The sequence below is a fragment of the Chitinophaga solisilvae genome, assembly GCF_009928525.1.
Classification (GTDB): Bacteria; Bacteroidota; Bacteroidia; order Chitinophagales; family Chitinophagaceae; genus Chitinophaga; species Chitinophaga solisilvae.
In genome coordinates, this window is the sequence record NZ_JAABOK010000017.1 from 104,753 (window position 1) to 125,947 (window position 21,195).

The 21,195-nt window shown below is 49.7% G+C and carries 18 protein-coding genes; 8 read left to right on the top strand and 10 right to left on the bottom strand.

All coding sequences use genetic code 11. The features are described 5' to 3' along the window. Positions 1-105 precede the first annotated feature (105 nt). The 5 genes from GWG06_RS26115 to GWG06_RS26135 all read right to left on the bottom strand — a co-directional run bounded on the left by GWG06_RS26115 (position 106) and on the right by GWG06_RS26135 (position 7,480). A complete protein-coding gene (locus tag GWG06_RS26115; protein WP_202183121.1) occupies positions 106-1,014 on the bottom strand; it encodes an alpha/beta hydrolase in 909 nt (302 codons plus the stop codon). Between the two features lie 67 nt (positions 1,015-1,081). Continuing rightward, entirely contained in the window at positions 1,082-1,837 is a 756-nt protein-coding gene (locus GWG06_RS26120; RefSeq protein WP_160717215.1) for an SGNH/GDSL hydrolase family protein, read from the bottom strand. Between the two features lie 78 nt (positions 1,838-1,915). Continuing rightward, positions 1,916-3,274: an acyl-CoA dehydrogenase family protein gene (locus GWG06_RS26125; RefSeq protein WP_160717217.1), complete on the bottom strand. Its 1,359-nt coding sequence runs from the start codon at positions 3,272-3,274 to the stop codon at positions 1,916-1,918. A 164-nt stretch (positions 3,275-3,438) separates the two neighbouring features. Continuing rightward, positions 3,439-4,872 carry a hypothetical protein gene (locus GWG06_RS26130; RefSeq protein WP_160717219.1) on the bottom strand — a complete coding sequence of 478 codons (1,434 nt, stop codon included), beginning with the start codon at positions 4,870-4,872 and terminating at the stop codon, positions 3,439-3,441. A 193-nt stretch (positions 4,873-5,065) separates the two neighbouring features. Continuing rightward, on the bottom strand, positions 5,066-7,480 hold the full coding sequence (locus GWG06_RS26135; RefSeq protein WP_160717221.1) for a glycoside hydrolase family 3 N-terminal domain-containing protein: 2,415 nt from the start codon (positions 7,478-7,480) through the stop codon (positions 5,066-5,068). 309 nt (positions 7,481-7,789) lie between these two features. Here GWG06_RS26135 and GWG06_RS26140 point away from each other — a divergent pair, with 309 nt between their 5' ends. The 4 genes from GWG06_RS26140 to GWG06_RS26155 all read left to right on the top strand — a co-directional run bounded on the left by GWG06_RS26140 (position 7,790) and on the right by GWG06_RS26155 (position 13,037). Then, the gene (locus tag GWG06_RS26140) at positions 7,790-8,344 is read left to right on the top strand and encodes an RNA polymerase sigma-70 factor (protein ID WP_127034449.1); all 555 of its coding nucleotides are present in this window, start codon (positions 7,790-7,792) and stop codon (positions 8,342-8,344) included. 59 nt (positions 8,345-8,403) lie between these two features. After that, positions 8,404-9,375 carry a FecR family protein gene (locus GWG06_RS26145; RefSeq protein ID WP_160717223.1) on the top strand — a complete coding sequence of 324 codons (972 nt, stop codon included), beginning with the start codon at positions 8,404-8,406 and terminating at the stop codon, positions 9,373-9,375. A gap of 76 nt (positions 9,376-9,451) precedes the next feature. Then, positions 9,452-12,013, top strand: a complete 2,562-nt coding sequence (locus GWG06_RS26150) for a TonB-dependent receptor (protein WP_160717225.1) — start codon at positions 9,452-9,454, stop codon at positions 12,011-12,013. A gap of 1 nt (position 12,014) precedes the next feature. Next, positions 12,015-13,037, top strand: a complete 1,023-nt coding sequence (locus GWG06_RS26155) for a DUF4249 family protein (protein ID WP_127034443.1) — start codon at positions 12,015-12,017, stop codon at positions 13,035-13,037. Between the two features lie 8 nt (positions 13,038-13,045). Here the strand turns inward: GWG06_RS26155 and GWG06_RS26160 are convergent, their stop codons facing one another. Then, entirely contained in the window at positions 13,046-14,911 is a 1,866-nt protein-coding gene (locus tag GWG06_RS26160; protein ID WP_160717227.1) for a M1 family metallopeptidase, read from the bottom strand. A 57-nt stretch (positions 14,912-14,968) separates the two neighbouring features. Further along, positions 14,969-15,322, bottom strand: a complete 354-nt coding sequence (locus GWG06_RS26165) for a hypothetical protein (protein WP_160717229.1) — start codon at positions 15,320-15,322, stop codon at positions 14,969-14,971. A 255-nt stretch (positions 15,323-15,577) separates the two neighbouring features. Here GWG06_RS26165 and GWG06_RS26170 point away from each other — a divergent pair, with 255 nt between their 5' ends. Next, positions 15,578-16,642 (top strand): ParM/StbA family protein, encoded by a 1,065-nt coding sequence (locus GWG06_RS26170; protein WP_127034437.1) that lies wholly within the window; start codon positions 15,578-15,580, stop codon positions 16,640-16,642. Between the two features lie 18 nt (positions 16,643-16,660). Continuing rightward, complete coding sequence (locus GWG06_RS26175) at positions 16,661-17,116, top strand: bactofilin family protein (RefSeq protein WP_160717231.1); 456 nt, start codon at positions 16,661-16,663, stop codon at positions 17,114-17,116. Between the two features lie 85 nt (positions 17,117-17,201). Here GWG06_RS26175 and GWG06_RS26180 read toward each other — a convergent pair whose 3' ends face one another. Then, a complete protein-coding gene (locus GWG06_RS26180) occupies positions 17,202-17,912 on the bottom strand; it encodes a hypothetical protein (protein ID WP_160717233.1) in 711 nt (236 codons plus the stop codon). Positions 17,913-17,945: 33 nt separating this feature from the next. Further along, positions 17,946-18,179 (bottom strand): DUF3820 family protein, encoded by a 234-nt coding sequence (locus GWG06_RS26185; protein ID WP_202183122.1) that lies wholly within the window; start codon positions 18,177-18,179, stop codon positions 17,946-17,948. Positions 18,180-18,270: 91 nt separating this feature from the next. Between GWG06_RS26185 and GWG06_RS26190 the strand changes: the two genes are divergently transcribed. Further along, the gene (locus GWG06_RS26190; RefSeq protein ID WP_160717235.1) at positions 18,271-18,708 is read left to right on the top strand and encodes a nuclear transport factor 2 family protein; all 438 of its coding nucleotides are present in this window, start codon (positions 18,271-18,273) and stop codon (positions 18,706-18,708) included. A 3-nt stretch (positions 18,709-18,711) separates the two neighbouring features. On the opposite strand, the gene GWG06_RS26195 is transcribed toward GWG06_RS26190, so the two are convergent. Next, positions 18,712-19,380, bottom strand: a complete 669-nt coding sequence (locus tag GWG06_RS26195) for a DUF4136 domain-containing protein (RefSeq protein ID WP_160717237.1) — start codon at positions 19,378-19,380, stop codon at positions 18,712-18,714. A gap of 276 nt (positions 19,381-19,656) precedes the next feature. Here GWG06_RS26195 and GWG06_RS26200 point away from each other — a divergent pair, with 276 nt between their 5' ends. Beyond that, positions 19,657-21,192: a S10 family peptidase gene (locus GWG06_RS26200; RefSeq protein ID WP_160717239.1), complete on the top strand. Its 1,536-nt coding sequence runs from the start codon at positions 19,657-19,659 to the stop codon at positions 21,190-21,192. The last annotated feature ends 3 nt before the right edge of the window (positions 21,193-21,195 follow it).

Sequence of the window (21,195 nt, forward strand, 5' to 3'; positions counted from 1 at the left end):
TATATCGGCTTTTAATAATTACAACTGTTCAGGTTAATTGTTGTAAAGATGCCGATTATAGCAGGAGAAGATTTACATAATATGCAGAAAGATTTACATGATTTTTCAGCGGGATGTTTTACCGCTATCGGCGGGTTTACGGGATAACCTGTTTGCCTGCTTCCCTGGCTCCGTCACGGTTTCCAGCCAGGTGGCTGCCAGTCCGGGCCATACGTCGGCTGCAGGGTTACCGGAACGCAGGCCGTAGCCATGCCCTCCTGCCTGATAAAAATGCAGCTCTGCAGGAGCTTTGGCATCGCGGAGCGCGCCGGCCATCACCAGTGCGCTGTTACCATGCACATCATCGGCAGTAGCGAATAGAAACATAGGCGGCGTTTTGGCGTCCGGCTTTAAAGCAGGTGTGATGGTGCGGCCGGGCCCCATATCCAGGTAGGCCGGGTAAATAAGCATACCGAATGCAGGACGGGCAGATAAGGAGTCTGCACTATCCACCGGCGTATAGGTATTGAGGTTATAGAGTATGGCAGACCTGGCAGTGAGACTGCCGCCGGCTGAAAAGCCCATCATGCCTACCTTTTCGGGGTTCAGGTTCCACTGCGCCGCCTTGCTGCGCACAATACGCAATGCGCGTTGCGCATCCTGCAGGGCGCCGGTTTCCTTTCTCGGAACACGGTATTGCAGCACAAAGGCAGTATAGCCCAGTTTGTTGAGCCATGCTGCAATTTCATCGCCTTCCAGGTTGATAGCCAGAATCCTGTAGCCGCCACCCGGACAAACAATCACGCCAACGCCGCGGTTGTTGGCAGGATCAGCGGGATACACTTCCATCAGCGGATCAGTGACATTGGTCAGCCGGGTTACATTTCCGCTGCGATCCGATACCACCGCGGCAAACATCTTTTCTGACGTTTCGCCGGGAACTGCACCGGGCCACAAATGGATCTTTTCTCTTTTCTGAGCGTCAGTCATCATACTCCATCCTGTTATCAGCAATAAAATGCAGATTTTTTTCATAGTAAGGTGCAAACAATTTAAAACAATCACAGCGCCGGCAGGGCGCTGTGAGCATATAAGGTAAATATTATTTTACGCATTCCAGCCAGGCGGCGGCCATCAGCTGAGCGCCCGCTACACTGGGGTGTACGCCGTCGCCCGTCCAGTAGGCTCCGGGAGCGGATTCCTGCGCCTTATCAAAGATGCGCTGGTAAGGAATGAATACTGCTTTGTACTTATCAGCCATAGCCTTCGCGGCAGCGCGGTATTCGTCGAATGCAGGGTACCATTTATCATCTACCGCCTTTACGCCTTTCACGGCAAACGGTTCGCCGATAATCAGCTGCACATCCGGCAAAGCCTGCCTGGTGCGGTCCAGCAGTTTATCGTAATCATCGCGGTATATTTTTACGGTGCCTTTATAATTGCCGTTCAGCGTATGCCAGAAGTCATTCACACCAATGAGCATGCTCAGCACATCCGGCTTTATCTGCAGGCAATCGGTATCCCAGCGTTCCGCCAGCTGATACACCTTATTGCCACTGATACCTTTATTGTATATTTTCAGATTCAGGGAAGCCTGTTTCAGCAGCAGGGCAGATGCCGCCATGAGTGCGTATCCGCCACCCAGCGCGCCGCTGTTGTTCGGCGTATCCACCTCCCGTTTACGGCCTGCATCCGTGATGGAATCGCCCTGAAACAATACCACGCTTTCTTTTTTCAGCGTGACCTTTTTTGTTTTATCGGCTACCGTTGCAGCAGATACAATATTCGGAATACTGATGGCAGCAAGGCTTCCCAGGGAAACATTCTTCAGAAAATTACGGCGGTTTGCGTTAGTCATAACGTTTGCATTTGATTTAACAGGGTATGCGGACTTCGCATACAAACTCTTAAATCTATAAAAAAGATTTTAATTTTTTCAGACAAAAGCACTGGCGCCGGTAATAGCGCGGCCAACGATCAGTGAATTGATTTCCTTCGTTCCTTCATAGGAGTAGATGGCTTCCGCATCGGCCACAAAGCGGGCCACATTATACTCCAGCAGGATGCCGTTGCCTCCCATTACTTCCCTGGCGCGGCTCACCACATCGCGGGTACGCAGGGTGCAGAATACTTTTGCAAGAGAAGCATGTTCATCTTTAAGTCCGCCTTCATCCTGAATTTCAGAGAGCCGGAAGGCCATTGTCTGCATAGCCGTCAGGTTAGACAGCATCTCCACCAGGTGTCCCTGGATCAGCTGGAAGGAAGCAATCGGCTTACCGAACTGCTTACGGGAACGGGTATACGCCAATGCATTCTCATAGGCGCCGCGGGCGCAACCTACGGCCTCCCATGCCACCCCGGCGCGGGTCATGCGCAGCACGCGGCTGGTATCCCGGAAACTGTTGGCGCGCTGCAGGCGGTCTGATTCCGCAATGCGGCAGTCTTTCATCGTGATTAACCCGTTCTGTACAATACGCAGGGCCATTTTATCGTGCATTTTTTCTACACTGAAACCGGGAGTACCCTTGCGCAGCAGGAAACCTTTCACCTGGTTATCATCCACATCCCTGGCCCATATAATGATTACATCTGCAAAAGTGGCATTACCAATCCATTTCTTCTGACCATTCAATATCCAGGTATCCCCTTCCCGTTTAGCCGTAGTGGTTAGTCCGCCGGCAGTACCTGAACCTACTTCCGGCTCTGTGAGTCCGAAAGCTCCGATGGTTTTCAGCTGCTGCATTCCCGGCAGCCATTCATCTTTCTGGGATTCAGAACCCAGCATATAGATAGAACCCATGGCAAGCCCGCTCTGCACCCCGAAGAATGTGGCAATAGATGCGTCTACCCTGGCCATTTCCATGGCAATGATGCCTTCCATGAGATAGGAACGGTTCGGACAGCCGTAGCCATCGTAGGTGACGCCACAGATATTCAGTGCTGCAAATTTCGGTATGATCTCAAACGGGAACTCTGCTTTCAGCCAGTATTCATTCACAATCGGCTGGATTTCCTTTTCCATGAACGCTCGTACTTTCAGCTGCAGTTCCCTGTCTTCCCGCGACAACTTAGCACTGAGGTCGTAAAAGTCCCCGTCGATAGGTGGCAGCGCCTTTTTGCTGCCCCTGCTGCTCAGCATTTTCATCAGGCCATTCAGCTGTGTCTCATCCATTTTAGCGACAGATTGCATCACCTGCTGCAGGTCTATCTTTTCAGACAGCTTCGCCAGCATTTTAAAGTCAATGCTTTTGAGCAGATGATAGGCATTTTTCAGTTTTGTGAAAGTTCCGGACATAGTACATGGTTTTATATAAAAATACAACTTGCGGATCAAAGCTGATATGCCGCAATTATCATTCCTGCTCATCCGTAAGAGCAGGCTGCCATGGCTGAAAATAAAAACAGCGCCCGTAAAGGCGCTGTTTAAGCATATTTATCATCAGGAAAGATCCGTATCAGTTATTGTGGAACAAACATCCCATCCTGCGCAATCGTCACTGTTTTATTTCCCAGCACCAGCCGCGCGGCGCCTTCCAGCTTTTCATCCGCAGCATCAACCTGGTTGCCTGTTACTGCGCCATCTTTAGCACTCACCTCAGCATAGCTGGTTTTCTTCAGGGTATTGTATACCTGATATCTATCCAGCACCTTCCCTGCCTGATCGGTGGTGAAGAATTCTACCAGCTGCTCCCCGTTCTGGTCGTGCCATTTCAGGTGCACAAATACAGGCATCTCGCGTTTAAAACGGAGAATCATTGCTGTCATGACAACGTTTTGTTGTTCGGTCATTATTTTCTTCAGGGCAGCTGCAGTAAAATCAGGAGAGATAAATTCAAGGCCAGTCAGCGTCTTTACAAATTTGCCGCTGGCATCAGGTTTATACCTGTACATATTTTTGAATTTACCCGTATAAGGATAGTCTGATCCGGGGCCGTCTGCATCCTCCGTCTGAGACAGGGTAATGGCGCCATCTTTCTCTACTACAGCATCTTTTGTTGAGGATTCTACCCCTTCGCTGGAGCTGGCAGACCAGATCCAGAGATGATCTGCTTCTTTACCATTCATATAGGACACCAGCTGCACGGAAGGCGCCTGAAAATAATCGCTGGTGTTCTTTGTTTCACTGGTAGCATATAAGAGATAGAGCGGGCCGCCGGGTATAGCAGCCTTACCATAGTGAAAAGCCCGTACATCGCCGATGCGCATCAGCTCTTCAAAATTATAGTAGGGAGTCAGTTTCGATAAAGGTTTCAGCCTGGCAACATCCGGTTCGCTGACGGTCAGCGGTAAGGAGATATCATTAAAGCGGCCGGCAAAAGCATCGAACGTAGCTGTTTCCTGCGGAACAGCAGCAATACTGCCATCGCTTTCCAGCTTCAGGAACCTGGTCTTGTACCTCATTTCCGGATCTTCTCCCTTCTTACTGATAAACCATTCTTCCCGCACTTCAATCATGGCATCGTTGTCTGCCAGCGGAAATTTGAAGATGGAGGTACCATCAGTTTCCCCATCGGTTTGCATGCCTACTTCCGCCCGGGCAATTTCTTTTCCGTCAGGCGTATAGGTAATCAGGTAGGTAATACTGTTATTTTCCTTCTTCAGTGTGCCTTTCACGATGACGGCAATAAAGCGGTCGTTGCCGGAAAGAATACCCGCTTCCACCGTGGCGTACTGGTCGCCTTGCAGGGGGCCGGATTTACCGGTAACGTCTTTCAGCTGCGTCAGCTCCAGCGGTTTATCCAGTACTGACAGGTTTTTTATCCAGTCGCTGAATCCAAAAGATGCGGTTTTTAAGGTATCGGTCTGTGTTTCCGTATGTGCGTTACTGTTACCACCACACGACAATATTGCAAATAATGGCGCTACCAGTACCGAGGTAGTTAATCTTTTCATAGATACAATGGAAAATTTGCAGCAAGATAACAAACATTTAATTATTTGGTTATTTGAGATTTGATGTGCGATTCAGGAATTTTCTGATTTCGAAATTTTGTGATTCTTAATTAAGCGAAGACCGTAGCAGATATCATATCCGCTGCGGTCTTCGCTTTCATTCGCAATTCGCAATTCATAATTCGCAATTACCTTATATAATCGTGAATCCCTGCCTGAGCTTTATGTCTTCCGAGGAAGTGCCAATCAGGACTTCGAAGTCGCCGGGTTCAACGGTGGTATTCATGTTACGGTCCAGGATGGAAAGGTCATCCGGGTGGAGAACAAAGTGAACGGTTTTCTTTTCTCCGGGTTGCAGGGTGATACGTTCGAAACCCCGGAGTTGCATCACGTAGGTGGTAACGCTGCTGACAAGGTCTTTCAGGTATAGTTGTACTACCTCGTCGCCTTTTCTCTTGCCGGTGTTGGTGATATCTACGCTTACGTGTATGTCGCCCTGGGATGCCTGTTTTTGCGGCGTAACCACCAGGTTGTTGTAGGAGAAGCTGGTGTAGCTGAGGCCGAAGCCGAACGGATACAGTGCGCCGTTCACGCTCGTACGTCCGTAACCGTTATTACCGGAAGATGGCTGGTCAGCGTGAGATCCTGGTTTATAGGGGAAGTTCAGTTCTATCTGGCCCAGCGATTTGGGGAAAGTCACCGGAAGCCGGCCGCCTGGGTTGTAGGCGCCGAACAGTGTTTCCGCGATAGCGGTGCCGCCCTGCGGGCCAGGGAACCAGGCTTCGAGGATAGCGGGCAGGTTTTGCTGTTCCCAGTTGATGGTCAGCGGCTGGCCGTTAATCAGCACGGCGATGACCGGTTTCCCGGTAGCATGCAGCGCCTGCAACAGTTGCAGCTGCCGGCCGGGAAGGGATAAATCCGTACGGGAAAGGCTTTCTCCCACCCTTTTTTCATCTTCACCTACTACCGCAATGATGACGTCCGATTGACGGGCCAGTTTCACGGCTTCCGCTATGGAGGCCAGTTCACTGCTGTCCGGCGGGGTCGGGATGATCTCCGTACCTGGCCATCCGGGGTTTACGATATCGCATCCTTTGGCGTACTGTACCCGGATATCCTTACCGGCAAAGGTTTTGATGCCATCAAGCACAGTGGTAACCGGATTATTGGAAGGGCCATAGCGGCTGATTGCATGTGTAGAAGCGGCTGCCAGTGGACCTGTTACCAGGATGTTACGTAGTTTACCTTTATCCAGTGGCAATGTTTCGTGGTCGTTTTTCAGCAGCACCAGGGATTCCCTGTTCAGCTGCAGGGCAAAAGCCTCATCGGCAGCGGTATGCACCCCTTTATCGGCCGGTACGGGATCATTGTAGGGTTTATCGAAAAGCCCCAGCCTGAATTTCACGCGGAGTACGTCTGCCACGCGACTGTCTATTGTTTTCATGGACAGCCTGTTTTCCTTTATCAGTTCGCGTAGCGGGGTGATATATTCTTCCGGCGGGGTGAAGTTGGTGCGTACATTCAGACCGGCTTCCACCGCCTGCCGTACAGCGTCTTTATAGTCTGCCGCCACATGATGCTTGCTGAAAAGGTATTCCACCGCTTCACTGTCGGACACCACATAACCGTCGAAGCCATATACCTGCCGTAGCAGTTCCGTGAGGAAATAATAGCTGCCGGTCACCGGTACGCCGTCCCAGTCATTGTAGCTGCTCATCACCCCCATGGGGCGGGCTTCCTGGATGACGCGGCGGAAGGGATAGAGGTAAATCTGGTGGAGTTCCCGGGGAGCTACATGCGGATCAGTGCGGGCGTTACCGTCGCGGCCGCCTTTCGGTACGCTGTATACCGCATAGTGTTTAAGTGTTGCGGCCACGCCTTCGCTTTGCACGCCCAGCGTCATCTGTTTGCCCAGCTCCGCTATCAGGAAGGGATCTTCCCCATAGCATTCCACTACCCTTCCCCAGCGCGGGTCCCTGGCGGGATCCAGGATGGGTACATAGATATTGGTGTATCCGAGGAGGCGGGCTTCGCGGCCGGCGATATGGCCTGCCTGGCTGACCAGTGCGCGGTTCCAGGTGCTGCCGATACCAATCGGGGCGCAGAAAGGTGTGGCGCGGTCGTGGCAAAGCCCGTGTATGGCCTCGTTGGTGAAGTCCACGGGAATACCCAGGCGGGTTTCTTCCACAAACCAGCGCTGTATGGTGTTTAGAGCTTCCGTATGCCGGCTGTAGGGAAAGGAATATTTTGACGCCGCTTTTTTATTGAAGGGAAGGCTGTTCAGTTCCTCATCAATATTGGCGATACCGTCTTTCCATACTTTTGTTTTCCATTCTGCGGTGGGCATTTCATCTTTCAATACCCGGCCATAGCCGTAGAGGGTTGCCATCTGGCAGGTCTTTTCCTCCGGCGTCATCTGTGAGAGGAGGTCCTGGATGCGGCGTTCTGCCGGCTGTGCGGGATCTTCGAAAATGTCTTTCCGTCCGTTCTTGTTAAAGTCAATCCATCCATGCCTGTATATGGAGGATGTTTGCTGCGCGGTAGCTGCTGTGCCTGTGAGGGCAGACAGCAGGATGCCGGCAGTAATCTGTCTGATCAGAAGCTGCATGTTTTTTCAGTTGATGTGCCGGAGCCAAGTTACGTGCCATGGCGGCGCTTTGCAAATAATGCGTAAAATTTCACCAGTATTGGCGAATATTCAGGAGCCGGAAAAAAGAAACGGTTGCATATGATTATATGCAACCGTGGTAACTAAAAAAAAACACAAACTAAAAAAACTGGAAGTGCATTACAGCATATAGGCCTGGCCGTTATAATATAATGACGCAAAAAATGTAGATACCCCCTATCATTTTATAAATAAAAAAATAGCTACTTTAGCGGCGTTCTATTCATTATCAAAACTATATGAAGGTAAATGACAGCAACACCTTCTTTTCAGGCATATAACGATCTGTTTCATTCATTGTACAATGAATTGTGTAATTATGCCAATACTTTTCTGAATGATGATGATGCTGCAGAGGATGTGGTGCAGGAGACCTTTATCAAATTATGGCAGAAACACCGGGAAATAATCGGTATCCCGAATATTAAGGCGTATCTTTTCCGGGCGGTGCGCAACAACTCCATTTCTGCGCTTCGCCGGCGCAACGCGGAGGAAACCGGCAATAAGGCCTATGAATGGGTGGTAGACGTGAGTGAGGAGCCGGATGCACTGGAGAAGCAGAATGCCAAGCCGTATTATGAGCAACTGATATATGAAGCTATTGCCAATCTGCCGCCGCAGTGCCGCGAGGTATTTACCTGCTGCCGCCTGCAGGGCATGACTCATCAGCAGACAGCCGTTAAACTGGGCCTTTCAGCCAAAACTGTGGAGAACTATATGGGCCGCGCACTGAAAATACTCCGGAAATACCTGGGAGAGTACGGCCTGCCGGCAGGCTTGCTTTTTTTACTAAAAATATGTTAATTAAATAGTAGGGGGTATCTTCATTCCCCGCGTTTTAAAGATAGAGCACACACTGTAATATGGACCACAATGATACCTCCTTATATGATCTGATTGCAAAGCAATTATCATCTGTTACCACTGCTGAAGAAAATACGGTCATCGAACAATGGCTGGAACAATCCGCAGAAAACAGGGATACCTATGCAAAGCTGCAGCTGATATGGCAGGACTCTGTCCATGCAGTAAAGCCGCAAAAGCAGTATAATACCGCCGCCGCATGGGAAAAAGTGAGCCATAGCGTACAGGCTCCCGTTCCCCTACGGGCCAGGTTTTCAGGCTTTAAATATGCCGCTGCCGCCGCAATACTCGTATTACTCTCTGCAGGAGCCTGGTGGCTGGCAAGCCGCCCTACGCTGAAAGTACAGGAACTGGCGGCCAATGAAGGCAAGATCAAAAGCCTGGAATTATCCGATAAATCCGTTATCACCCTGCGGCCCGGCGCCCGCATCAAATATACCGAAGGCGCCCGCCGCCTCGTGGAACTGGAAGGAGAAGCCTACTTCGAAGTGGCCAGCGACCCTGCCCACCCTTTCGTAGTGAAAACACCCAACCTGTCCTTTGTGGAAGTACTGGGTACCGCCTTCACCGTGAAAACTGCCAGTGCCCACACCACCGTCATCGTAGCCTCCGGAAAAGTTAAACTGGGCGCCGAAAACGATACTTCCGCCGTAATCCTCTCCAGTGGCCAGAAAGGCGTCTGGGGCAATGGCCAGATGAGCGCCATCAGCAACGACAATCCTAACTTTATGGCGTGGAAAACCGGAATTTTGCAATTTAATGATCAATCACTTGTTGAAATATTGCCGCAATTAGCCGATTTTTACGGGAAAGATATCAGGATTGACGAATCATATAGGGCCACCGCAACGCAGCAGAAAGCAACGATCTCCTTCCACGATCAGTCCTGCGATGAGGTTTTGCACGAATTACAACTTTTGCTTGGTTTCAACTACAAGGAAGAAGACGGCATCATCGTCATCGGCAGGTAGATCAACGAACTACTTATTATACGCTTTATTCTTACTGCTGGCATTTTTACCAGCAGGTATCCTGCATGCGCAAAACATGCGGGATCCGCTGCTTATACGCCCCTATACGCCACCCGCCCGGCAGGGTTCCATCCTGTTTTTTATACAGGACATACAACGCACTACCGGCATCAGCATCTCCTACAGTTCCAACTTCCTGCACCTGAATAAAAAAATTCAACTCACTGGTACGGAGCATACCACCGGAGCCGTACTCAATACCATCCTACAGGGAACCGGTATACAGGCTGCCCCGGTCAACGGTAAAATATTCCTGCTGCGCGAAAGCTCGCAGACACAATACTATACCATCAGCGGATTCGTTAAGGAAGTCAACAGCCATGAGATCATCATCGGCGCCTCCATTTATGACCCGGTAACCCGCAAAGGTACTGTCAGCAACGCCTACGGTTTTTACAGCCTGCAGGTCCCCGACAGCTGCAACAGTATTGTATTCTCCCATATTGGCTATGAGACAGTGATACAGGCCCTTCCCCCACCGGATGAAGGACAGCTCGACATACATATGACCGCCCGTAATCAGCTGCAGACGGTCATTGTAAGCGGTGAAAACGATTCTGTTACCCTCCAGGCCGGGTATATCAATATGCCCGTTGGTTACGTATCCAACTTCCCCGCCCTGCTCGGGGAAAAGGATGTACTGAAATCCCTGCAGCTGTATCCCGGCACAGGCAGTTCCCTGGAAAGCAGCAGCAACCTGCTCATACGCGGCGGCGGCGCTGACCAGAACCTTTATCTGCTGGATGGCGTTCCCCTCTATCATACCGGCCACCTCTTCGGCCTCTTCTCTATCTTCAACGGAGATGCGGTAAAAGATGTTTCGCTGTATAAAGATGCCTTCCCCGCCCGTTATGGCGGCCGCCTCTCCTCTGTGGTGGACATCCGCACGAAAGACGGTAACATGAAGGAATGGCACGGAAAGGGAACCTTCAGCCCCGTTTCCGCCAGCGCGGAACTGGAAGGCCCTATCGTACGAGACAAAAGCGCCATCTCCCTGTCTATCCGCAGATCGCTGGTAGATGTATTATACGGCAAAAGGTTTCATGACCGGTATGGCAAATACTCTCTGTATGATGTCAACTTCAAACTGAACCAGGTCATCAACAGCAAAAACAGGCTATACCTCAGCTTCTACAAAGGGCAGGATAACATGTTCATTCCCGGCGACAACGTGATTCTTCCCCTGCAGGACGATTACAAATTTGCCTGGAGCAATATTACCACCGCCCTCAAATGGACGCGTGTCATCAATCCACGGATGTTCTCCAATACCACCGCCACCTATAGCCGGTTCTACAACCTGTTCTCACAGAACAGCGTAGTACCGCTTTCTGAAATTGATTCTATCTATGTAAACGGCAAAGGCGTATCCCGCATTCGTGATATAGCCATTCACAATGAAACGGAATATGCCATCAACAGTGATCACCGCCTTTCTTTCGGCGGCGGTTATACCTATCATAACTTCGCGCCTACGGCCTACCGTACCAATGTACATGCAGGAGATGCCACTCAGCGCGAAGCGCCTAAATACTATATGTCTGAATTCACGGCCTATGCGGAGGATGAACTCAGCCTGCTCAACGACCGGCTCATCATCAGGCCGGGGCTGCATTTCGGCGCACTCGCACAAAGCAGCTCCTTTTACCCCAGCCTGCAGCCTCGCGTAATGGTGCGCTGGAATATGCCGCATATGCAGTATATACAGGCGTCGTTTGCCCAGATGACACAGTTCCTGCATCAGCTGACAACACCGGTGATTAATCTCCCCACAGACCTCTGGGTGCCCAGCACGGAAAATATCAAACCGGAAAGAGCATTTTCCTACAGCCTGTCTTACCAGAAACAATGGGCGAACAACTGGCGTTTCAATGCAAACCTTTACTACAAACAACTGCAGAACATCGTTACCACCAATACGGTACTGAATATTTTCGATAACTCTGACCTCTGGGAGAAAAAAGTGATCGCCGGCAATGGCTATAATTATGGCAGTGAGCTGTTACTGGAAAAAACGCAGGGTAAGTTTACCGGCATCTTTTCCTACACGCTGTCCTGGGCCTGGCGGAAATTTGCCCGTATCAACAGCGGACAGATGTTCCCCTATAAGGAAGACCGCCGCCACAACCTGTCACTGGCCGTGAAATACCGGGTTAAGCCCCGCTGGAATCTCTCCGCTTCGTGGAAATTTGCCAGTGGCGCACCATTCACGCTGCCGGCACAGATATTCCCGGACTTCGACTGGGGGCGTAATATCTACGGCTACCTCGATGGGCGCTACCAGCCCAATGGCGGTAATGTGATCAATTACCTGCCCTATATCGCCAAACTGAACAACTACCGGTTACATGCTGTTCACCACCTGGATATAGGCACCACCATATACCTGGGTAAGGGCAACCACTTCCGGCATATTATCACCGGCGGCGTCTATAATGTATATTCGCGCAGTAATCCGTTCATTGTGAGTTACGACCAGTTCACGCTTTTTACCTACAACGATTTTTATCCGTTGCAGCTATATCAGTACAGTCTGTTTAAAACATTACCTTATCTCAGTTATACATTCAAGTTTTAGTATGAAGTACCTGTTGATTTTCATGTGTGCCGGGATCGCCTTTCTGATGGGGTGCGAGAAGGAACTGCCGGTACCTCCTTCCAATATTAAACCCCGCACCGTCGTATATGCCGAGCTGATTGCCGGCTCCAAAGGGGAAGTACGGCTGGGCAAAAGCAAGCCTGTGGGCCCGGGTATCAACAACGAATTTGAAAGCGTTCCCAATGCGGCGATACAATTGCTGGATAAAGACAGCAACCTGATAGAAACGCTGCAATATGTAGATGACCCCAACAACAACATGAGTCTTTACCGCGGCAATAAAACCCTGGAAGGAGCACATACCTACCGGGTAAGAGTAGCCGTACCTGATATGAAACCGGTATCCGCCAGCGCCTGGGTACCACCTGCATTTAAAATGGATCTGGTAGATACTGCGCGCACCATGCTCAACGGCAGACCGGTATTGCGGTTCCGCTTCAATATTCAGCCATTGCCTGCAGGCATCCGCCAATACATTGTATTTGAAGCGCTGAAACAGATTGCTGTACTGGATACTTTCTTTTACTACAGCGGCCAGCGGTATCACCTGACGGAGAATGCTGATTTGTACCAGCGCGTCAAAAATGAACCAGGAGTCAGACTGGAAAAGGATACTACCTGGGAAAACGCCTATCTGCGCATCCCCTGCTATACGCAGGACGAAAATGCGGATAACAACCAGATCGGCGGACTCAATGAAAACTATAATGCCATCCTGTTTACACAGATGAACAAACCGCTGAATACCTGTCTGTATATCAATGCCACGGCGCTGGTAGCCAATCCGTCTTTATATATCCCGCAGGGGCGTGTAATGGTGTACGTGAAATCCGTATCAAAGGAGTATTACGATTTTCTGCTGACGTACGAGAAGCTGAAACGCAACCCCGGACTGAACAGCCTGGTGCAGGCTATTCAGTTGCGGAGTAATGCTATTGGTGGTCTGGGTGTGATCGGCGGTGTCAATCAAAAGGTGTTCCCGCTATACTTTGATGAACTGTAGCGGGTTTACTACATCACTTTTACATTATCATTCTTATTTACATCGGCTACCCAGGTACTGCCAAGGGTTACTTTCCTTATCTTTTTGGGAGAAGTAAAAGATAAGGTTGTGGTTTTATTTCCTTTCTCCCAGCAGGCAATACTCTGATGCAGCATGCGTTCCGTGCCGTCGGTGAATTCTACCCGCACATCTACGGGAACAGGTTTGGTACCTTTCGATATTATTTCAATATCACGCTGCTGTCCTTTCTCTGTTACAGCCTTGATACCCAGGTCAGGGTAGCCGTTATCAAAGAACCAGCTTTTCCAGAACCAGTTAAGATTCCTGCCGGAGCCGGTATTCATGCAGTTGAAGAAATCGTAAGGTTGCGGATGTTTACCATGCCACTGGGCAATGTAGTAGTGCAGCGCTTTCAGGAAGAGGCTGTCGCCCAGCATATCCTTAACATACAGATAGCCCAGCGCCGGTTTGGGATAGGAGTTCACCATATAGGCGTCTGTCAGCTGGTTGGACGGTGTTACAACCGGCAGATCCTGCCCTCTTCCTGCCATGAGGTTATAGGGTTGCATGCCGTAATCATCTATGATAGTGCTGTCGATCATCGGCGAAATGATCCATTCGCCGATAGTAGCCCAGCCTTCATCCATCCAGGCATACTGCGTTTCATTGGTACCCATATAAAACGGGAACATGGTATGGAAGATCTCATGATCGGTGAGTTCTATGGCAGCGGCTTTGTTGGTCAGCGGGTTATCATTCACCATCATTGGATATTCCATCTGATCCAGCCCGTCAAATACGGTGATATGCGGATAAGGGAAAGGCCATTTCGGGAAATGGTGGCTCATCTGATCTACGGTAATGCGGGCATAGTCCACTACGTCGTAGAAATCGGCGTGCGCCGCGTTAAACGCCACATCCACGCGGGTTCTGCGCTTCGTGCTGTGGTCTGCCTCCACGCTTGTTGCCCGCCACTGGTAATGATTGCTGGTTGCGAACGCGAAATCGGTCACATTATCTGCTTCAAAGCGCCACGTGTTCCAGGCATTCTTTTTTGAAATATTTCCTTCGCGTATATCTTCTTCGCTAATGATGTCTGTTACTTTATCACTCTTTTCTGCCAGGGCAATCCGTTCCGCATATTTACTGTTATATACGTCTGCAGTGTTCTTCAGATCACCGGTAGCCCATACCTGGTAGTTGCCAGGCACGGTAATGGCTACACGAAAATCACTGAAATCATTATAGAATTCCTGCACGCCGGTATAGGGAATTTTATCCCATCCGTGGAGGTCATCGTATACGGCTATACGCGGAAAGAAATAGGCGATGAAGTAAGCGCCGCTATCCACCGCACCCGTGCGGATATGCGTATTTTCATTGAGCGTATAGGAGAAGCTCAGGGAGATGTTCACCTGTTCTCCCGGCCTGATGGCTGCATTTCCGGATAGCCCGAGCGGCATATTGGTACCCGTCACGGACGGCAGCCGCATTTCTGTACCATTCAGTTTGAAATTACGTATATCTACCCCCTTGGTCAGATCGCCGGCGGTCACCGGCATATACCGGACAGCTCCGTGCTGAAAGAGATTGGAAAACAGTTTAAAGTTGATTTCCCTCAATGTATCCGGGCTGTTGTTGGTGTAGACAATGCTTTCTGTACCGGAAACCTTATTGGTAGCGGGATCGAAGGACACCTGTATATCATAGGCGGCTTTGTTCTGCCAGTACCTGGGACCGGGAGCGCCGTTTGCGCTGCGGGTGTTTTGCTCATATGCCCGACTGATGTTCAGCGGCATATATAAAGCCTGTGCCGACACCAGCTGCCAGCCTGCCAGCAACAGACCGGATAAAATACCTTGTACTTTGTTCATAGATAATAAAAATAAAGTTCCTGTTTACAGGAACGGTCATCTTTCAAATGTAGGAAATTACCGGGGTATATGCGTAGTGTCAGGTACAGTACGGAGGCTGTCTGCCGGCAACGGCCCGGTATGGGATGAATCGGCAGGAGCAGTCGCAGAGTCGCTGCCGGCAGCATTTTTCTTCGGCAGCGGAATAGTAGGCGCTGTGTTTCGACGCGTCCGGGTATAACGGGAAACATTTCCCTGGCGCCGCATGTCTTTCATCGTCTTCTTATCAAACAGGTACTGCGGATGCTTTTCGGGGCGCAGGCCTTTATCAAACTGCGCTTCTGCTCCCATTGCGGGCGCCTGGTAAATTTTCTGCGATGGCTGGCAGGCTGTCAACATCAACAGCATGGCAGATAGCCTGGTTATTATCATGCGGAAAGAAATGGAAGTGTGCGGCGGTATGGGGACAAGCAGGTCAGTAAAAAACGGAAATACAGGGTTGTTTAGTATCCCTGCATCAGTCTGCCTGTTTTGAAAATTAGCAGCCCTGTATTAAATTTAGCGTAAATTAGCTGATTGTCATTCCCTTGTTTACTAATATTTTATATATTTAACCGCTGTTTGGTATTTAGATGAATCCCTCATCCCCGGCCAAATTGCGCATAATGTTATTATCAACAAATCACTATGAAAGTATCTACCATCAGCTTCCCCAGCGTTTTTGAAACGGCATTCGGGAACACGGAAAATTCCAGTAAGGACCTGCTCAACGGATTAAAAATCAAAAAAGATGAGGCATGGTACCTGGTTGGAAACCTGGCCAAAAGAGGCGGTATCAATCCCGGCAGAATCACGAACGCCGCTCCTACCGAAGAAGATTATGAAATATTGTTCAAAGCAGCATTACTGAATACCATCGACAAAGTGCAGCAACCAATTGCGCTCACCATGGGATTCCCCTTCTCTACCTACAATATCTACAAAACAGCGGCAGAGCAGTTTCTGAGTAAAAGACACTTTCTGATTGATTACGATACCCAGACTTTCAACACCAAGGGCTCTTTCAAAAAGGCGATGTTTGACATTGAGAAGTATGAAATCATCCCTGAAATTGTAGGCGGCATCATTGGTTTGAAGAAAACCATCAATGAGCCCCAGTTGGATAACTTCATTGCTATCAGTTTCGGATTTGGTACCGTTGAAGGCGGCATGGCTACCGGCGATGGCCTGGTACACCGTACCTGCTTCAGTTCCCACGGTATCCGTTATGCAATCAACAACCTGACCCGTGAGCTGAATCAGAAACATTACCTGGAGATGAAAAATGAACACCAGGTAGATGATGCCTTTGTGAAAGGATCTATCTTTACGAACCGTAAACGTATTGACCTCCGCGATATGCGTAAAGGCGTACTTACCCAGTATTACAAGGAAGTAGTATCCCCGCTGATGCGCAGCTATTTCACTGACCTGGATTTTGAAACCTGTGAAAAGATTTACCTGATGGGTGGCGGTGCGCACTATCGTGAACTGACAGATGCCTTCCAGGAAGAATTCCGTGATTTTATTCCGGTAGAAGTAGCCCCTGAACCTGAAAAGCTCATCAGTATCGGTTATCTTCACAACTCCTTGCGTATTTCTGATAACAAACCGCAAAGGAGCGTAGGACTGGATCTCGGTAATTCCAGCTCTATTATTTCCACTTTTGATGAAGATCATCAGCCAGTAGTAAATAATCCTATCACCCTCTAAATAATTTGTGTGATCAGTGTGAGACATTTTTTCCGCAACATCATTGTACCAGGGGCATTCCGCATCCCTAAGGAAGTTACTGTTAACGGCAGCATTGATGCCACTATCTCAGGACGTATTGACGGGCATGTAAAAGGAAACGTAAAAACCACCGGCAAACTGGTTGTCAGCGAAAACGCCAGTATCCGCGGGCATATTTATGCGACCGATCTCGTGGTACACGGAAAAGTGTATGGCGATGTATATATCACCAACAAAGCACACATCAGCAATAAAGCCTATGTCAAGGGAGATGTAAACGCACTGGTACTCGAACTCGAAGAAGGTGCAGTGGTGGAAGGCGCTATCCGGAAAAATGTGCAGCCCGTACATAAACCGGAACCAGTGGCTGAACCCGCAGCCGGAGAAACTGCTCCCGCCGCCCCTCCTGCTCCTGCTGCCAACGAAGAAGAGCAGGCTACCAGCTGGTTTTAGAGTTTGTCCTTACTTAACAACGTATATACCTGAACGTTATTCCAAGGCCGTCCCGCCCATATCAAAGGCCGGACGGCCTTTGATATTATTCCTCCGCCGCCGGGATATATAAATGCCGGAAAGTCAGTACCAGCAATAATAACACCACTGCCGTATGAACTACAATCAACAAGGGCGTCCCCAATATTACCGGCTTACTCCACGGCGTACCTGACAGGGATCGCAGCACATTATTCCACCCCGCGATCAGGTAAATCAGTATAAAGGGCAACGGCAGGAAATACAGCCGCCAGAATACCCTTCGGCGCACATCTTCCCGGATAGCGTACCATGCTGCCCGCAACGGAGGTATAGTAAGTGCCAGCACAACAATAATACAGATAGCAGCCCTGATATAAAGGCTCACCTCTGCTCCTGTCAGCTTTCTTATAAAAGTCATCTCATCGCTGGTAGACGGTGTCAGTAAAGTGAATGGAAGCGGGATCAGCCTCCCGAACGGAAGATTGGCAAAGATCAGCGCAAATCCCAGGGCTTTGATACGTGGCTGCGGAACACGCAGCAGCAACATCCCTCCCCACATGGCTGCAAAGGAAAATAAAGGCCCTCCGATATCTACCCACCTGCTGACTGCAGCATTACAATCTCCGCATTCCGGCACATTATCAAACACCCGCGCTGCATCACAGCCACATAATATATGATTCAGCCACCCATGGACCAGCTCATGTAATTCCACAAAAAGCAATGTCAGTAACAAAAAAGTAAAAACATACCGGGCATTGAACCTGGAAAGCATAGGTTGATAAAATTATGGTAAAGAGATACGATGTCAGCGGAGTCCTTTCTTCAGCGGATCCAGGAGGTGGGTAAGTCCGTTCATCTTAATCACCAGCATGGTTTCCAGCAGCATTCCCAGCTTCCCCTTGGGGAAACCTTTGCGCTGAAACCATTCCAGGTAGCTGACCGGCAGCTCACAAAGCACCACATCCTTATACTTTCCGAAAGGCATTTTCATCATGACCAGCTGTTGCAGCAGTGCCGGATCGGGCGCCATCATCTCCATAGTTACAGTTTAATCGTTAAGCGGCAAATTTAATCAAGATTATTTCTTTTCAGTGACAACTTCGTAATTTGTATACTGATAAAAACCATACATGAGAACATACCTTATACTGTTATTGCCGGCTATGCTGACAGCCTGTGTACAGCCCGGCGGAAAAATAAGCCTTGCCAACTCCAATACCCATGTCGTGAAAGAAATGTATGAAGCCTTTAACGAACATAACTGGGAGAAGATGGCCGCCTGTTATCATGATACTGCCGCATTCCTGGATCCGTCACTGGGTCCTGCGGAAGTGCTGCATACCCGGCAGCAGATTGCGGACAAATACCGTGAGCTGGGCAAAATGTTCCCGGATGTACATGATGAGGTGAAAGAAATGTACGGCGACAAAAACCATATCATTGTGGAATTTGTATCCAGCGGTACAGGACCTGACGGCAAAAAATGGTCCCTGCCCATCTGTACCGTATTCACCGTGGAAAACGGAAAGATAACCAGGGACCACACCTATTATGACGAAGAAAAATAAGCGTCAGCGGAGCAGCCCGCCGTTTTTCAGCGCATCCGCCACCACTTTCCCATACGCGGCGGCAAACGATTCGAGGCTGTTAGGGTTCACTGTTTCGGATTGCCCGGACCATACCAGTTTTCCTTCCTTATCCAGGTCATAGAGGTTGCTTTCCAGGAAATAGGTTTTATCGGTAGTATAATACCCCGGGGAGTAAACTGAACTGTACATATAGCCGTAGTAGCGCCAGAAGTTGCCATACCAGCCGTAAACCGGATATGGCGCGTAACTCACGGTGCCCGGCACATAGCGGCTTTCCGCTTCCTTATTCACCAGTGATACCGTCAGAATAGCCTTGTAACCGGCAGCCTCCACCTTTTTAGCCATGGCTTCGCGGTCATTATCATTTTTAGGGTCAAAGCTGGGAGGAAATACATCCAGGCTTTTACCGGCTGTAACACCATATTTACCCAATGCGGCCGCCAGCTGGTTTTCAACTGTCTGCCGGGCATTTACATTAGAGCTGAGCCCGGCTACCATTATTTCATGATAACCTCCGGGAGCTGCTGATGCATCTTTCCAGGTACCTGTCATATGCACGGTAGTACCGCAGGCTGCCATCAGAAAAATCAGGGTAACTGCCGTCACAACCGCCATGTAGCGACGAACAGGCTGAATAGTTAGGATGCGCATAATCAATGGTTTTACAAATAACAATGGCGGAGAGATAAAGGTTTAACCTCTAGGGAATTGCGAATTACGAATGATGAATTACGAATGTAAGCGGAGAGCAAAGCGATTGAACCTGGCTATTTCTATCAGCGGAGATCAAAGTAATCCGTCAATAATCAATATTCCTGAGAAAGGGTTCTCCATTCGTAATTCGTAATTTGTAATTCGTAATTAATTACTTGACTTTCTAGCATAATTTAGATATTTAGCATGCTGATCTAAACCAAATATCTAAATATGAACGTATCGAAAAAGTGGATGATGTTCCCTTTGCTGGCCGGTCTGATGGCAGCGCCGTCGCTGAAGGCGCAGCAGGCCGGGAAAGCAGTACCGCCGGCGAAACCCGTAGCGCCTATGGGCAATCCTTCTGTCACGCTGAATCCGGACACGACTGTCACCACCACGCACGATGTTACCATCAAAGGCCAGAAGGTGCCGTATAAAGCCATTGCAGGTACGCAGCCGGTATGGGACCAGGATGGCAAAGTGCTGGCAGGTCTTTTTTATACCTATTATGAGCGCACGGATGTAAAAGACAAGGCTACACGGCCACTGGTAATTTCCTTTAACGGAGGTCCGGGTACGCCTTCTGTATGGATGCAGATAGCCTATACCGGTCCGCGGCTGCTTAATATCGATGATGAAGGGTATCCTGTACAACCCTATGGCATACACGAAAATCCGGAATCTATTCTTGATATCGCCGATATATTATACGTAGACCCGGCCAATACCGGCTTCTCCAGAATTAACAAGGACGCCCCCCGGGAGAAATTCTTCGGCGTAAATGCAGACATAAAATACCTGGCAGAGTGGATTAACACTTTCGTATCCAGGCATAACCGTTGGGCATCGCCCAAATACCTGATCGGCGAAAGCTATGGCACCACGCGAGTATCAGGTCTGGCACTGGAATTACAGAATGCACAGTGGATGTACCTCAACGGTGTGGTGCTGGTATCGCCAACTGAACTGGGCATTAACCGCAACGGCCCCGTAGATGCAGCCATGACGCTCCCCTACTACGCCGCCACTGCCTGGTATCACAAGGCTTTGTCCGCCGACCTGCAGCAGAAAGATCTGACCGCCATGCTACCTGAAGTAGAGAATTTTACCATCAATGAGCTGATACCCGCTATCAGTCAGGGCGGTTTCCTGGACGAGCAGAAAAGGAAATCCATCGCCGGCAGAATGGCCCGTTACTCCGGTCTCTCCGAAAAAGTAATCCTGCAGCATAACCTCAACGTGCCTCCTTCCTTCTTCTGGAAAGAACTGCTGCGCGACAAAGGCTATACCGTTGGCCGCCTGGACTCCCGCTACCTGGGCCAGGACCGGGAAGATGCAGGCACCAACCCGGACTACAACGCCGAACTCACCTCCTGGCTGCATGCCTTCACACCAGCCATCAACATCTACCTGCGGGAAGAACTAAAATTCAATACCGATCTCAAATACATGATGTTCGGCCCCGTACATCCCTGGGACCGCAGCAATGACAACACCGGTGAAAACCTGCGCCAGGCGATGGCTGCCAACCCCTTCCTCCACGTCATGATTCAGAGCGGTTACTACGACGGCGCCTGCGATTACTTCAATGCCAAATACAGCATGTGGCAGATGGACCCCGGCGGCAGACTGAAAAATCGCCTCTCCTGGAAAGGCTACCGCAGCGGCCACATGATGTACCTCCGCAAAGATGACCTGACAACCGGCAATGAAGACATAAGAACGTTTATAAAGGGGTCTATTCCGAAGACAGCAGCGAAATATTAATTG

Excerpts from the sequence above, each read along its gene's own strand:
- GWG06_RS26115 (WP_202183121.1), bottom strand. The coding sequence starts at position 1,014 with ATGAAAAAAATCTGCATTTTATTGCTGATAACAGGATGGAGTATGATG.
- GWG06_RS26120 (WP_160717215.1), bottom strand. The coding sequence starts at position 1,837 with ATGACTAACGCAAACCGCCGTAATTTTCTGAAGAATGTTTCCCTGGGA.
- GWG06_RS26125 (WP_160717217.1), bottom strand. The coding sequence starts at position 3,274 with ATGTCCGGAACTTTCACAAAACTGAAAAATGCCTATCATCTGCTCAAA.
- GWG06_RS26130 (WP_160717219.1), bottom strand. The coding sequence starts at position 4,872 with ATGAAAAGATTAACTACCTCGGTACTGGTAGCGCCATTATTTGCAATA.
- GWG06_RS26135 (WP_160717221.1), bottom strand. The coding sequence starts at position 7,480 with ATGCAGCTTCTGATCAGACAGATTACTGCCGGCATCCTGCTGTCTGCC.
- GWG06_RS26140 (WP_127034449.1), top strand. The coding sequence starts at position 7,790 with ATGACAGCAACACCTTCTTTTCAGGCATATAACGATCTGTTTCATTCA.
- GWG06_RS26145 (WP_160717223.1), top strand. The coding sequence starts at position 8,404 with ATGGACCACAATGATACCTCCTTATATGATCTGATTGCAAAGCAATTA.
- GWG06_RS26150 (WP_160717225.1), top strand. The coding sequence starts at position 9,452 with ATGCGGGATCCGCTGCTTATACGCCCCTATACGCCACCCGCCCGGCAG.
- GWG06_RS26155 (WP_127034443.1), top strand. The coding sequence starts at position 12,015 with ATGAAGTACCTGTTGATTTTCATGTGTGCCGGGATCGCCTTTCTGATG.
- GWG06_RS26160 (WP_160717227.1), bottom strand. The coding sequence starts at position 14,911 with ATGAACAAAGTACAAGGTATTTTATCCGGTCTGTTGCTGGCAGGCTGG.
- GWG06_RS26165 (WP_160717229.1), bottom strand. The coding sequence starts at position 15,322 with ATGATAATAACCAGGCTATCTGCCATGCTGTTGATGTTGACAGCCTGC.
- GWG06_RS26170 (WP_127034437.1), top strand. The coding sequence starts at position 15,578 with ATGAAAGTATCTACCATCAGCTTCCCCAGCGTTTTTGAAACGGCATTC.
- GWG06_RS26180 (WP_160717233.1), bottom strand. The coding sequence starts at position 17,912 with ATGCTTTCCAGGTTCAATGCCCGGTATGTTTTTACTTTTTTGTTACTG.
- GWG06_RS26185 (WP_202183122.1), bottom strand. The coding sequence starts at position 18,179 with ATGGAGATGATGGCGCCCGATCCGGCACTGCTGCAACAGCTGGTCATG.
- GWG06_RS26190 (WP_160717235.1), top strand. The coding sequence starts at position 18,271 with ATGAGAACATACCTTATACTGTTATTGCCGGCTATGCTGACAGCCTGT.
- GWG06_RS26195 (WP_160717237.1), bottom strand. The coding sequence starts at position 19,380 with ATGCGCATCCTAACTATTCAGCCTGTTCGTCGCTACATGGCGGTTGTG.
- GWG06_RS26200 (WP_160717239.1), top strand. The coding sequence starts at position 19,657 with ATGAACGTATCGAAAAAGTGGATGATGTTCCCTTTGCTGGCCGGTCTG.